The organism is Enterobacter sp. 200527-13, from assembly GCF_027924865.1.
GTDB lineage: Bacteria > Pseudomonadota > Gammaproteobacteria > Enterobacterales > Enterobacteriaceae > Enterobacter > Enterobacter ludwigii.
The window spans coordinates 1524479-1537383 of the sequence record NZ_BSCM01000001.1 but is presented as its reverse complement, the minus strand read 5'-3'; the positions used below and the strand labels follow the sequence as shown (position 1 = coordinate 1537383).

General features: G+C 53.1%; 10 protein-coding genes and 3 pseudogenes. 7 read left to right on the top strand and 6 right to left on the bottom strand.

Translation table 11 applies throughout. The features are described from left to right. Positions 1-38: 38 nt before the first annotated feature. A complete protein-coding gene (locus tag QMG44_RS07270; protein ID WP_014170087.1) occupies positions 39-962 on the top strand; it encodes a LysR family transcriptional regulator in 924 nt (307 codons plus the stop codon). On the opposite strand, the gene QMG44_RS07265 is transcribed toward QMG44_RS07270, so the two are convergent. Continuing rightward, positions 949-2409 carry a Cu(+)/Ag(+) sensor histidine kinase gene (locus QMG44_RS07265; protein ID WP_086532506.1) on the bottom strand — a complete coding sequence of 487 codons (1461 nt, stop codon included), beginning with the start codon at positions 2407-2409 and terminating at the stop codon, positions 949-951. The two genes, QMG44_RS07270 and QMG44_RS07265, sit on opposite strands and share 14 nt — an antisense overlap. Continuing rightward, on the bottom strand, positions 2399-3082 hold the full coding sequence (locus tag QMG44_RS07260; RefSeq protein WP_025204173.1) for a copper/silver response regulator transcription factor: 684 nt from the start codon (positions 3080-3082) through the stop codon (positions 2399-2401). Before QMG44_RS07260 ends, QMG44_RS07265 begins: the two co-directional genes overlap by 11 nt. A 190-nt stretch (positions 3083-3272) precedes the next feature. On the opposite strand from QMG44_RS07260, the gene QMG44_RS07255 reads away from it, so the two are divergent. The 5 genes and pseudogenes from QMG44_RS07255 to QMG44_RS07235 form a co-directional block, all read left to right on the top strand. Next, on the top strand, positions 3273-4658 hold the full coding sequence (locus tag QMG44_RS07255) for an efflux transporter outer membrane subunit (RefSeq protein WP_086532507.1): 1386 nt from the start codon (positions 3273-3275) through the stop codon (positions 4656-4658). A 33-nt stretch (positions 4659-4691) separates the two neighbouring features. Beyond that, a complete protein-coding gene (cusF, locus tag QMG44_RS07250) occupies positions 4692-5033 on the top strand; it encodes a cation efflux system protein CusF (protein ID WP_086532508.1) in 342 nt (113 codons plus the stop codon). 11 nt (positions 5034-5044) lie between these two features. Further along, positions 5045-6295, top strand: a complete 1251-nt coding sequence (locus QMG44_RS07245; RefSeq protein WP_086532509.1) for an efflux RND transporter periplasmic adaptor subunit — start codon at positions 5045-5047, stop codon at positions 6293-6295. A 10-nt stretch (positions 6296-6305) separates the two neighbouring features. Beyond that, complete coding sequence (gene silA / locus QMG44_RS07240; RefSeq protein WP_086532510.1) at positions 6306-9440, top strand: Cu(+)/Ag(+) efflux RND transporter permease subunit SilA; 3135 nt, start codon at positions 6306-6308, stop codon at positions 9438-9440. 221 nt (positions 9441-9661) lie between these two features. Further along, a pseudogene (locus QMG44_RS07235) lies at positions 9662-9949 on the top strand (Silver-binding protein); the annotation flags it as partial. Here the strand turns inward: QMG44_RS07235 and QMG44_RS07230 are convergent. The 3 genes and pseudogenes from QMG44_RS07230 to QMG44_RS07220 form a co-directional block, all read right to left on the bottom strand. Next, a complete protein-coding gene (locus QMG44_RS07230; protein WP_269835915.1) occupies positions 9922-10296 on the bottom strand; it encodes a serine hydrolase in 375 nt (124 codons plus the stop codon). The pseudogene QMG44_RS07235 and the gene QMG44_RS07230 overlap by 28 nt on opposite strands. A gap of 155 nt (positions 10297-10451) precedes the next feature. Further along, complete coding sequence (locus QMG44_RS07225; RefSeq protein ID WP_086532511.1) at positions 10452-11183, bottom strand: putative quinol monooxygenase; 732 nt, start codon at positions 11181-11183, stop codon at positions 10452-10454. Between the two features lie 29 nt (positions 11184-11212). Next, positions 11213-11836 (bottom strand): annotated as a pseudogene (locus QMG44_RS07220) (aldo/keto reductase); the annotation flags it as partial. 2 nt (positions 11837-11838) lie between these two features. Between QMG44_RS07220 and QMG44_RS07215 the strand changes: the two are divergent. Further along, a pseudogene (locus QMG44_RS07215) lies at positions 11839-12339 on the top strand (substrate binding domain-containing protein); the annotation flags it as partial. A 49-nt stretch (positions 12340-12388) separates the two neighbouring features. Here QMG44_RS07215 and QMG44_RS07210 read toward each other — a convergent pair. Then, positions 12389-12850 carry a hypothetical protein gene (locus QMG44_RS07210; RefSeq protein ID WP_242669339.1) on the bottom strand — a complete coding sequence of 154 codons (462 nt, stop codon included), beginning with the start codon at positions 12848-12850 and terminating at the stop codon, positions 12389-12391. Positions 12851-12905: the final 55 nt, after the last annotated feature.

Genomic DNA, 12905 nt, shown 5'->3' with positions numbered 1-12905 from the left:
TGTTCAGTTGCATACAACGCCCTATCTGAGGATGCATCATGTCCGATCCGGATTTTAATTTGCTTGTCGCCCTCGACGTCCTGCTGGCCGAAGCCAGCGTGGCGGGTGCTGCGCGGCGTTTAAACCTGAGTACGTCAGCCATGAGCCGTACCCTGAGCCGGCTGCGAGAGGTGACCGGCGACCCGATCCTGGTGCGGGCAGGGCGTAATATGGTGCTGACGCCCTGGGCCGAGGCCACCCGGGAGCGAGCCCGAGGCGCCGTGTATGAGGCAAGAGCCGTACTGCAGCCCTCCACTGAAACGCTGAAGGTGGAAAACCTCGAGCGGCTGTTTACCATCAGAGCCAATGATGGTTTTGTGGTTGCATTTGGCCCATTGCTGATTGCCGCCGTGGCCGAAGCTGCGCCCGATGTGTGTATTCGGTTCTCGCCGAAGCCTGAGAAAACGTCACGCTATCTGCGGGAAGGGCTGGTTGACCTGGAAATTGGCGTGCAGAGCAACATGGGACCTGAAATACGCCTGCAGCGATTATTTCAGGATCGGTTCATTGCCGCGGTGCGTAAGGGACATCCGCTGGCGGCACAACCCACGGTCAGCCTTCACGATTATGTTTCCTGGGGCCACGTGGTTGCCGCGCCCGACGGGTCGCTACACGGCTTTGTCGACGATGCACTGGCAGAAGTGGGGATGAAGCGCAAAATTGCCAGCGTCGTGCCCGGTTTCCCGACGGCGTTATCCGTGGCGCTGGCGTCCGATCTGATCGCCATGGTTCCGGCATTGTATCTGCTGAACCAGCCGATGGCGCAGAGTGTGCATGTCTTTGAACTGCCGTTTAAAACCCGAACCATAACGGTTTCGCAGATGTGGCACCCGCGAATGGAAAGGGATCCGGGGCACCGCTGGCTGAGAGAGAAAGTGCTGGACGTGTGTCGGGCTGTGCAGCAACCACTCAGTGCTGAGTAACCCGCTTAGGCACGGACAAGATAAAGCGCGTCGACTGAGCATCCGATTCGACGCGGACTTTGCCATGATGCGCGGTGACAATTGACTTCACAATGGCAAGACCAATCCCGCTGCCTTCGCCTTTTCGCTGCCTTGAAGGATCCACCCGGTAAAAACGGTCAAACAGCCTGGGTAGATGTTCTTGCGGGACAGGTTTCCCGGGGTTGGCAATCATCAGCTCAAAATCGTTTTCCCGTTCGTCGATTGAGACGGTCACCGTCTTGCCTTCCGGCGTATAGCGCAGGGCATTGGATAACAGGTTGTTGATTGCGCGTCTGAACATCTGCGGATCGCCTTCGATCAGGCAGGGCATCCCGTGAAACGTCAGCGTGATATGACGTTCTTCCGCCCAGGCCTCGAAGAAATCAAAGACTTTAACGACCTCCGCGCTTAAATCAAACATCACCCTGTCCGGGATCAGCTGATTATTATCCGCCTGCGCCAGGAACAGCATATCGCTGACCATCCGGGTCATCCGGTTATACTCTTCAAGGCTGGAGTAGAGGATATCTTCCAGCTCTTTCGGCGTCCGGTTCTGGCTGAGTGCGATTTCAGTCTGGGTCACCAGATTGGTGATGGGGGTTCTGATTTCGTGGGCGATATCGGCAGAAAAATTCGCCTGGCGGGTGAACACATCTTCAATCTTTTCAATCATATGGTTGAACGAAATCACCAGTTGCTCCAGTTCAACCGGAACGCGCGACGGTTCCAGCCTCGCATCGAGATTTTCAGAGGTGATATTTTTAATGGCATTGCTGACGTTACGCAGCGGCAGGTGTCCCTGACGGACCGCGATTCGAATGATAAGAATAATCAGCAGGCTGATCACCACGGCAATCGCAATCAGGTTCTTTTTCAGCGCATCGAGATAATGGAGATGGAAATTAATAGAAAGCCCGATCAGCATAACGTAATTCTGCGCTTTTCCCTGCAGCGTTGCCGTGCCTGACGAGGCGATAATCCGGTACGTGTCACTTTTCATCTCAGCGCCGGAATGACGCTGCCGGGTGGGGTCATCCACCGTCCAGAGAAACACATCCCGTGCCCGGCTGTGCGTGCTGAACGCCGCCGTGTTCACGGCAGGGCGTAACGCTGACCCCTGCGCCGTACTGAACAACACCTCCCCACGCGCGTCGAGAAGCAGAACCGCAACGTTACGATAGCTGGCAATTGACTCTTTGATTTTACTGATTTTCTTCTCGTCCGGATCTGCCGGGGACTGCAGGATACGGTGCATCGCGGTACTGATTTGCTGCAGATCGTTGATATCCTGCTCGGCGAAATGCTTTTCAACGGAGTGCAGCATAAACCAGGTGAAGGCGAAAAATGCCAGTATCGTGGAGAGGCTGATAAAAAACGTCAGCCTCAGGGCTAGTGAAAAAGGGCGTCCGGGTAATTTAACGCGCATCCGGTGCCTCCAGCATGTACCCCACGCCGCGGACCGTCTGGATCAGCTTCGGCTCAAAATCATTGTCTATTTTCGCGCGAAGCCGTTTGACGGCGACATCAATCGCGTTGGTGTCGCTGTCAAAATTCATGTCCCAGACCTGGGATGCAATCAGAGAGCGGGGCAGCACTTCCCCCTGGTGTCGCATAAAAAACTCCAGCAGGCTGAACTCTTTACTGGTCAGCAGGATGCGGTTCCCCGCGCGGCTCACCTTTCTGGACACGAGATCAATCATCAGATCAGCCACCTGAAACTGGCTTTCCGTGATCACAGTATTGCCCCGTCGCAGAAGCGTCCTGACGCGGGCGAGAAGCTCCGCAAAGGCAAAGGGTTTGATCAGGTAATCATCCGCGCCCAGTTCAAGACCCTTCACCCGGTGTTCAATAGTGCCAAGGGCTGAGAGTAACAGAACCGGCATTCCCTTCCCGGCAGAACGTAACATGCGGATGATATCCCAGCCGTTCACGTCGGGAAGCATGATATCCAGAATCAGGAGGTCATACTCGGCGGTCATGGCGAGATGATATCCGGTCAGGCCATTGTCAGCGTGGTCCACCACAAACCCCGCCTCAGTCAGCCCCTTGCTGAGGTACTCCCCGGTTTTTATCTCGTCTTCAACGATCAGTATTTTCATCTTACTCCCCTGACTGGCTGCTCTGGACATTCTAGAGAGCCTCAAACCGTTATCAATGACTTACGTTAAGAATGACAACATTGTCATTATCCTGTCACCAGGCAAACAGGAAGCACGCTGTAGAGTAACCCTGGTAATACTCTGGACTTCATTTGAAACATTTACCAGGTCTGCCTGGACGAGAAGCGTGATGTGCACATTAAAACGACTTAGCATTAGCACAATATTTTTCCTGGCAGGCTGCGTCTCGCTGGCACCAGAATATGCGCGTCCGCCAGCACCGGTTCCGCAGCAGTTCTCGTTATCCCGAAATAGCCTCACGCCGGTGGTGGCGGGGTATCACGACAGCGGATGGCGTAGCTTTTTTACCGATCCTCAGGTCGCAGCACTGATCGCCGAAGCCCTGAATAACAACCGTGATTTAAAAATGGCCGCCCTCAAGGTTGAAGAGGCGCGCGCGCAGTTCAACGTGACGGATGCCGACCGGTATCCGCAGGTGAATGCCTCGTCAGGTGTGACCTACAGCGGTGGGCTGAAAACGGACAAGCCGACCACACAGCAGTACGACGCAGAGTTGAACCTCAGTTACGAACTCGATTTCTTCGGCAAGCTCAGGAATATGAGTGATGCTGACAGACAGAACTATTTTGCCAGCGAGGAGGCCCGCCGTGCCGTGCATATCCTGCTCGTCTCCAGCGTGTCGCAGAGCTATTTCAGCCAGCAGCTGGCCTACAAACAACGTCGTATTGCCCGCGATACGCTAAAAAACTATCAACAATCCTGGGCTTTTGTTGAACAACAGCTGGTAACGGGCAGCACCAACGTTCTGGCACTTGAACAGGCCCGGGGGCAGATTGAAAGTACCCGTGCAGAAATAGCGAAAAGAGAAGGCGAGCTGGCTCAGGCCAATAATGCCCTGCAGCAGGTTCTGGGAACCTATCGCGCGCTGCCGGCAGAGAAAGGAGGCAGCGTCGATGAGATTTCTCCCGTCAAACTGCCGCCTCGTCTGCCGTCAGAAATATTGCTTCAGCGCCCGGACATTATGGAAGCGGAGTATCAGTTGAAAGCGGCTGATGCCAATATTGGCGCGGCGCGTGCCGCCTTTTTCCCGTCCATTACGCTAACCAGCGGGCTTTCAGCAAGCAGTACGGAATTATCCAGCCTCTTCACCGCAGGAAGCGGGATGTGGAATTTTATTCCGAAAATTGACATTCCTGTTTTTAATGCCGGAAGGAATAAAGCCAACCTCAAACTGGCTGAAATTCGCCAGCAGCAGTCAATCGTCAATTACGAACAAAAAATTCAGGCGGCTTTTAAACAGGTCGCCGACGCGCTCGCATTGCGGGACAGCATCAGTCAGCAACTCGACGCCCAGCAGCGTTATCTTGATTCGCTACACATCACCCTGCAGCGGGCCAGAGGTTTATATTCCAGTGGCGCGGTCAGTTACATTGAAGTGCTCGATGCTGAACGTTCTCTTTTTGCAACACAACAAACCATTCTCGACCTTATCTATTCCCGACAGGTGAATGAAATTAACTTATTCACCGCGCTGGGTGGCGGTTGGGTTGAGTAATTTCTTTTAATTACTCCATCAGGAAATCAAAAAATGAACAGTTTATTTAACACGGTCGTACTGGGCGCACTCTCCGTTATATTTTCTGCAGGCCTGCATGCTGAAACACATCAGCACGGGGAGATGAGCACAGCAGCACAAGCCACGCCAGAGCAGGTCATCGCGGGAACCGGCGTGGTGAAAGCGATTGATCTGAGCACTAAAAAAATCACTATCGCGCACGATGCTATTCCAGCGATTGGTTGGCCCGCCATGACCATGCGTTTCACCTTTGTCCAGGCAGACGAAACTATTCTCGCCTTAAAAGCCGGCAGCCACGTTAATTTTACGTTTGTTCAGCAGGGCAATATCTCTTTACTCAAGAGCATTAAATAGCGAGAAAAAGCATGGCCTCTTTAAGAATAAAATTTGCTGCCGTCACCCTCGGCAGCCTTATTGCAGGAGGGCTGATTTCAGTTATCGCCTGGCAGTCTGTGCATTCCGCAGAAAAAACAGAACAGACCACGACGGAGAGAAAGGTACTTTTCTGGTATGACCCGATGAAGCCGGATACCCGGTTTGATAAACCCGGCAAGTCTCCGTTTATGGATATGGATCTGATGCCGAAATATGCCGATGAAAATGACGAAAAAAGCAGTGAGGGTATTCGTATTGACCCGACGCAGGTTCAGAACCTGGGACTCAAAACGCAGAAAGTGACGCGGGGAGCGCTGAATTACGCCCAGACCATACCGGCCAACGTCAGTTATAACGAATATCAGTTTGTCATTGTGCAGGCGCGTTCTGAGGGTTTCGTCGAGAGAGTGTACCCACTGACCGTGGGCGATCATGTCAAAAAAGGGACGCCGCTTATCGATATCACCATTCCGGAATGGGTGGAAGCGCAAAGCGAGTTCCTGTTGTTATCGGGTACCGGCGGAACCCCTACCCAGATAAAAGGTGTTCTGGAGCGACTACGTCTTGCCGGCATGCCGGAAGAGGATGTTCAACGACTGCGTGCGACCCGGAGTATCCAGACCCGTTTTACTATCAAGGCCCCCATAGATGGCGTGATTACGGCGTTTAACCTGCGCACGGGCATGAACATTACCAAAGATAACGTGGTGGCACAGATTCAGGGGATGGATCCGGTCTGGATCAGTGCGGCCGTGCCGGAATCCATTGCGTATCTTCTCAAAGACAGCTCGCAGTTTGAAATTTCAGTGCCCGCGTACCCGGATAAATCGTTTGCCGTTGAAAAATGGAACATTCTCCCCAGCGTGGATCAAACTACCCGCACGCTGCAGGTCCGTCTGCAGGTCTCCAACAAAGACGAAAGCCTGAAACCCGGCATGAACGCCTACCTGAAACTGAACGCCAGGAGCCAGGAGATGCTGCTGATCCCATCCCAGGCCGTGATTGATACGGGCAAAGAACAGCGGGTGATTGTGGTCGATGCGGAAGGGCGTTTTGTGCCAAAAAACATTCATGTTCTGCATGAATCTCAGCAGCAGTCCGCGATTGGCAGCGGACTGAGCGAAGGCGATTCAGTCGTGGTCAGCGGTCTGTTCCTGATTGACTCCGAAGCCAATATTAGCGGTGCGCTGGAGCGCATGCGTCATCCTGAAAAAACTGACGACGCGCATTCGGGCCATTAAGGAGACGATAATGATTGAATGGATTATCCGGCGCTCCGTCGCCAACCGTTTCCTGGTGATGATGGGCGCTTTGTTTCTCAGCGTCTGGGGAACATGGACTATCATCAATACCCCTGTCGATGCATTGCCCGATCTCTCTGATGTGCAGGTGATCATTAAAACCAGCTATCCCGGTCAGGCTCCGCAGATTGTTGAAAATCAGGTCACGTATCCGCTCACGACAACCATGCTGTCGGTACCCGGCGCAAAGACCGTGCGTGGTTTTTCCCAGTTTGGCGACTCCTATGTGTACGTCATTTTTGAAGACGGTACTGACCTGTACTGGGCCCGCTCGCGCGTTCTGGAATACCTGAACCAGGTTCAGGGCAAATTGCCTGCCGGTGTAAGCTCAGAAATAGGACCAGATGCCACCGGTGTCGGCTGGATATTTGAATATGCCCTGGTGGATCACAGTGGAAAACACGATCTTGCAGAACTGCGTTCCCTTCAGGACTGGTTCCTGAAATTCGAACTGAAAACCATCCCTAACGTCGCGGAGGTTGCGTCAGTAGGCGGCGTGGTTAAGCAGTATCAGATTCAGGTTAACCCGTTGAAGCTGGCGCAGTACGGTGTCACGCTGCCCGACGTTAAACAGGCTCTCGAATCATCTAACCAGGAAGCAGGGGGATCATCCATTGAAATGGCGGAAGCGGAGTACATGGTCCGCGCCAGCGGTTACCTTCAGTCCATTGATGATTTCAATAATATCGTCCTGAAAACGGGCGAGAACGGCGTGCCAGTTTATCTGCGCGATGTGGCCCGCGTGCAAACGGGCCCGGAAATGCGGCGCGGCATTGCAGAGCTTAACGGCCAGGGTGAAGTTGCTGGCGGCGTCGTGATCCTCCGCTCGGGGAAAAACGCACGTGAAGTTATTACCGCAGTGAAAGACAAACTGGAGACGCTGAAAGCCAGCCTGCCAGAGGGTGTCGAGGTGGTGACCACCTACGATCGCAGCCAGTTAATTGACCGCGCCATTGATAACCTGAGTAACAAACTCCTTGAAGAGTTTATCGTGGTGGCCATCGTCTGTGCGCTGTTCCTCTGGCATATCCGCTCTGCGCTGGTGGCGATCGTTTCTCTGCCGCTTGGCCTGTGCATTGCCTTTATCGTCATGCATTTCCAGGGGCTAAACGCCAATATTATGTCTCTGGGCGGGATTGCCATTGCCGTGGGGGCGATGGTGGATGCCGCCATTGTGATGATTGAAAATGCGCATAAACGGCTGGAAGAGTGGGATCATCAACACCCAGGGGAGCAGATAGACAACGCAACCCGCTGGAAGGTCATTACCGATGCGTCCGTTGAAGTGGGCCCGGCGCTGTTTATCAGCCTGCTGATCATCACCTTGTCGTTCATCCCCATTTTCACGCTTGAGGGACAGGAAGGGCGCCTGTTTGGGCCGCTGGCCTTCACGAAGACGTATGCCATGGCGGGCGCGGCCGCGCTGGCAATCATCGTCATTCCTATACTGATGGGGTTCTGGATCAGAGGGAAAATCCCCGCGGAGACCAGCAACCCGCTGAACCGACTGCTGATTAATGCCTATCATCCGTTATTGCTTCGCGTGCTCCACTGGCCGAAAACGACCTTGCTGATTGCGGCGTTAACTATTTTTACGGTCATATGGCCGCTGAGTCAGGTCGGGGGGGAATTTCTGCCAAAGATCAATGAGGGCGATCTGCTGTACATGCCTTCAACGTTACCTGGCGTATCGCCGGCAGAGGCTGCCGCGCTCTTGCAGACGACAGACAAATTAATCAAAACCGTCCCTGAAGTGGCGTCCGTATTTGGTAAGACCGGTAAGGCCGAAACGGCGACCGACTCCGCGCCACTGGAAATGGTCGAAACCACCCTTCAGCTCAAACCTGAAGATCAGTGGCGACCAGGAATGACGATTGACAAGATCGTTGATGAGCTGGATAAGACCGTGCGTTTACCCGGCCTGGCTAACCTCTGGGTACCGCCGATCCGTAACCGTATAGATATGCTCTCCACCGGCATTAAAAGCCCAATCGGTATCAAGGTGTCTGGCACCGTTTTGTCTGATATTGATGCCACGGCACAACGTATCGAAGCGGTGGCCAAAACCGTGCCGGGCGTGGTTTCAGTACTGGCAGAACGTCTGGAAGGCGGACGCTACATCGATGTGGATATCAACCGGGAGAAAGCATCCCGATACGGAATGACGGTGGGTGATGTGCAGCTGTTTGTCTCATCAGCCATCGGTGGCGCAACAATCGGCGAGACGGTTGAGGGCGTAGCCCGTTACCCGATCAATATCCGCTACCCTCAGGATTACCGAAACAGCCCACAGGCATTGAAACAGATGCCCATTCTGACGCCCATGAAACAGCAAATTACCCTGGGCGATGTCGCTGATATTCGTGTCGTTTCCGGACCTACCATGCTGAAAACGGAAAATGCCCGTCCTGCCAGCTGGATTTATATTGATGCCCGTGGCAGGGATATGGTGTCGGTTGTAAACGACATTAAAACCGCTATCAGCCAGCACGTAAAATTAAGACCGGGCACCAGTGTCTCTTTCTCCGGACAGTTTGAATTGCTGGAGCACGCCAATAAAAAACTGAAATTGATGGTGCCGATGACGGTAATGATCATATTCATTTTGTTATATCTGGCATTCCGTCGTGTTGATGAGGCACTGCTTATTCTGATGAGTCTGCCATTCGCCCTGGTCGGCGGAATTTGGTTCCTGTACTGGCAGGGCTTCCATATGTCCGTGGCGACCGGAACCGGCTTTATTGCCCTGGCCGGGGTGGCAGCAGAGTTTGGCGTGGTGATGCTGATGTACTTGCGTCATGCCATTGAAGCCCATCCGGCGCTTGTCCAGCGGGAAACCTTTACCGCGGAAGGGCTCGATGAAGCCCTTTATCAGGGGGCGGTACTCCGCGTGAGACCGAAAGCAATGACCGTAGCGGTTATCATTGCCGGTCTGTTGCCCATCCTCTGGGGAACCGGTGCGGGCTCAGAAGTCATGAGCCGGATAGCCGCGCCGATGATTGGAGGAATGATTACGGCTCCGCTGTTATCCCTGTTCATTATTCCGGCCGCCTACAAATTAATCTGGCTGAGAAGACATAAATAAACGCGCGACGATATTAAAAGGACACGCTGGAGTGTCCTTTTTTATGCGTATGGGGCAGGGCGTTATTCCCCGTATGGCCCAGTGACAGAAATGTCATCAGCCCGTCACGGGATAAACAGAGGTCGGTTTTTATAATCAATGATAATTCAGACGCCGATGCATTTATCTCTGACTTTTCATTCAGCGATATTGCAGAGCATGTAAACTTAGGAGATTCGACCATGAAAAAGATCCTGTTATCCATTGTCACCATTATGGCTGTCACCTCATCTGGCTGGGCAGCAGAAACGATCAACATGCACGACCAGGTTAATAACGCTCAGGCAACTGCGCATCAAACCATGGCTGAGATGCACAAGAAAATGCTCAAAGCTGGCCCCTGTAATACTCCCGAATCGGCAAAGTCTTTCTCTGCGATGAATGAGCATGAGAAGGCCGCCGTTGTGCATGAAACGGTGAACAATGGGCAGTCTTCTGTTATTCACCAGCAACAGGCAGAGAAACATCGCCGTATTTTTTGTGCATCTGCGCTTAAGGGCGTACCCGGTGGCAGCAATGTCGCCAGGTTATCGTTCCAACTCAGCCTTCCTTCGTTCACCAGACAAGCCACCACTTCCGCCGTAATCCCTTTGCTGAGCGAACCGAGGGCAAACAAGGTATTGGACCCGATCGGGTAGCGATTGGCCGCATCGGTTACGCCCCAACTGTAAAACTGCGGAGAACCGTAATTATGGATCACCGCAACCGTCATCCCGGGTACGGATTTTTGCGCCATATAGTGACGCACCACGCTATCAACGTCGCCGTCCAGCGATTTATGGGTTAGGAGTTCCTGTGTTCCTGCCGGGGAGGACATTTGCGAGAGCGTGCCACAACCGCTCAGTGACGGGATAACAAGCAGAAGCCAGCGAAATTGTTGAGTTATGTTCTGCATACCTGTCATGTGTGGTGGTCATTAGAGCGCCCGGAATGTATCACACCTGGCCTGCGTAAACGCCATTTTTCTACGCTTTAGCCGCCAGGGGCGATTTCTGCGGTTATCCCGCCTTTATTACGCAGAAATAGTGGTTTGACAGGAATAGACGTTTTACGGGTACTCATGTGCGCCGTTTGCTTTAGATAATCCCTAAAGTGCGGCGTCTGTCTGTGGAGTTGATAATCTTCCTCACTGGCGTAAATCTCATAAAAATACCAGCGGTGGGGATCATCTACGTCTGTCGCGGCATACATGGCAAGCACGCCTTTTTCTATGTTGAGCGACTGAGCCATTTCAGGAAGGACAATGTTTTTGAATTCGGTCTGATAGTCAGGCTTCACCTCGACTACCACCAGATTATTGATGGTCCGCTCATCGGGTATGATGTGTTTGTCCCCTGTAAATTGCGGCACCAGTGTGATTTTCAGCTTCCGATCAATCATATCAGGAGCTTGAGCATCAAACGCTTTGTATGGAGCGGCATCCAGATGTTTGCGGTAGGCCAACTCGCTTGCATAAAGCTCAACCATATATGCCTGACGCGCCTTGTCACTGCGTTTCAGCGCGTACATCGCCAGCGTGCCCGCCTCATGTTCAACCGAAGCGGTGATTGTTTGCCTGGCAACCTCATCAAAATGCCTGCCCCGATCGGGCGTGATGCTTATCTCAACGATATTCATCACGGGCGTATCCTGTGTGCCCTGACTTTCTGCAAAGGCAGGGCTGCTTATTAGCAGGTAAGTTAAAAACATGAGACTCTTTTTCATGATGATCCTTTTTCTAAACCAGAGACAGGCTACCGCGTCCAGACCTGCTTAACGTCTTTGGTATGCGGCGTATTTTGCGCCATAACCCCCGTCAGAAAGTGGGGCTGATAGCATTCTTCCAGATAGCGGATCGCCTCCGGACTCAGCTGTAGGCTCACGGCGTTTACTGCACCTTCGACATGACGTTTTTGCGTGGCACCGACAATAGGTGAGGTGACCCTGGTCAGTAGCCAGGCGAGAGATATTTCCGTCATGGATACCTGATACTGTTCGGCAAGCTCGGCAACGCGTTCGATAATGATCCGATCTTGTTCTGCCGTACGGTCATACTTCCCGCGGGCGTAGTCATCCTCGACGGCTCGCCGCGTGTGGCCTTCTTTACGGGAGAGGCGGCCGCTTGCCAGCGCGCTATAGGGCGTCAACGCAATCCCATCCTCAGCGCATAAACCGAAGAGCTCACGTTCATCTTCACGCATAATCAGGTTGTAGTGACTCTGCATGGAAACAAAGGGCGTCAGTCCTTCGCGTTCTGCAAGCGCGTTCGCCTTAGCCAACTGCCAGGCGTAGCAGTTTGAGATCCCTATAGCGCGCACCTTGCCGGCAGTAACAGCGGCATGCAGCGTTTCAAGCACCTCGAGGACGGGCGTGTTGTAATGTGAATATTATTGAGGAGCGTTTTGACCTGGGGATTCGTTTTGGCGATATTCTGGAGGGTGGGGTGGTAGCACGGCCGTTAATGAAACCGTTTCGTGAAGGGTTATACGCATCCTCTGCCTATCTCGCTGAACAGGGTATGCCTGAGGTGCCGGCAGATCTCAGTCATCACCGATTGATTGGTTACCGTTTTATCACTAACAACCGCATCCTTCCGTTGATCCTGAACGATCGCGGAGAACAGCAAACCGTTGAGATGCCCGGACAGTTAATCAGCAACGATATTGATGTTATGGCAGACGGAATTCGTAACGGACTGGGAATTGGGCGCTTGTTCGAACCCATCTGGCGGTTACAGCCAGATCGGGAACAATTTGTACCTGTGATGGAGAGATTCTGGAAAACCTATCCGCCAGTGTATCTCTATTACCCGAAAAACGCGGGGAAAACGAAAAGGGTGAAAACCCTGATTGATTTTCTGATCTCCGCGACCGAGCGATAAGGTTGCGCAGGCACAGGGCGAAGTCCCGCCAGTAGTGGCGGGAATGTGTTTAACGCTGCATGTTATTGCGTGTCTGGCGGATTTGCTGGCGCCAGGCGCGGTTATGAAGGGTAAATAGCAGCATCTTATAGAAGGAAGGAGATCGTATACAGAAACCGCTGAGCAGCAACATGACAACACTCACCAGTGCGGCTGTTAAATTGACGCCTGGCCAGATGGTGCCGCTCAGCGCCGCAATCAGATAAACGACCGTCAGCAGAAGGCTTATGAATGCCAGAGAAAGATGTACCCGCACGGCGCGAATGCTGCCTTTACCCATCATAAACATCGTCAAACCGTTGATGCCGGCGAACAGAAGGGCAATCAACACTACCCACACAAATACCTTTTCTGCCGGCTGATTGAGTGCGGCGAATACGCCGTAGCCCAACCATAGCTGCGGAATAGCAAAACTGACAATCACCCCGAGGGTGCTGATTACCGCAGGGATGCCCATAGTATGTAGTCCCACGGGCTTACTCATCTGCTGGGCCAACTGCGTTTTCAGTTCTTGCAGTTGCGAATCG

Bases quoted from the DNA above. Each gene is read 5' to 3' on its own strand.
- QMG44_RS07270 (WP_014170087.1), top strand. From the start codon at position 39: ATGTCCGATCCGGATTTTAATTTGCTTGTCGCCCTCGACGTCCTGCTG.
- QMG44_RS07265 (WP_086532506.1), bottom strand. From the start codon at position 2,409: ATGCGCGTTAAATTACCCGGACGCCCTTTTTCACTAGCCCTGAGGCTG.
- QMG44_RS07260 (WP_025204173.1), bottom strand. From the start codon at position 3,082: ATGAAAATACTGATCGTTGAAGACGAGATAAAAACCGGGGAGTACCTC.
- QMG44_RS07255 (WP_086532507.1), top strand. From the start codon at position 3,273: ATGTGCACATTAAAACGACTTAGCATTAGCACAATATTTTTCCTGGCA.
- cusF (WP_086532508.1), top strand. From the start codon at position 4,692: ATGAACAGTTTATTTAACACGGTCGTACTGGGCGCACTCTCCGTTATA.
- QMG44_RS07245 (WP_086532509.1), top strand. From the start codon at position 5,045: ATGGCCTCTTTAAGAATAAAATTTGCTGCCGTCACCCTCGGCAGCCTT.
- silA (WP_086532510.1), top strand. From the start codon at position 6,306: ATGATTGAATGGATTATCCGGCGCTCCGTCGCCAACCGTTTCCTGGTG.
- QMG44_RS07230 (WP_269835915.1), bottom strand. From the start codon at position 10,296: ATGTCCTCCCCGGCAGGAACACAGGAACTCCTAACCCATAAATCGCTG.
- QMG44_RS07225 (WP_086532511.1), bottom strand. From the start codon at position 11,183: ATGAAAAAGAGTCTCATGTTTTTAACTTACCTGCTAATAAGCAGCCCT.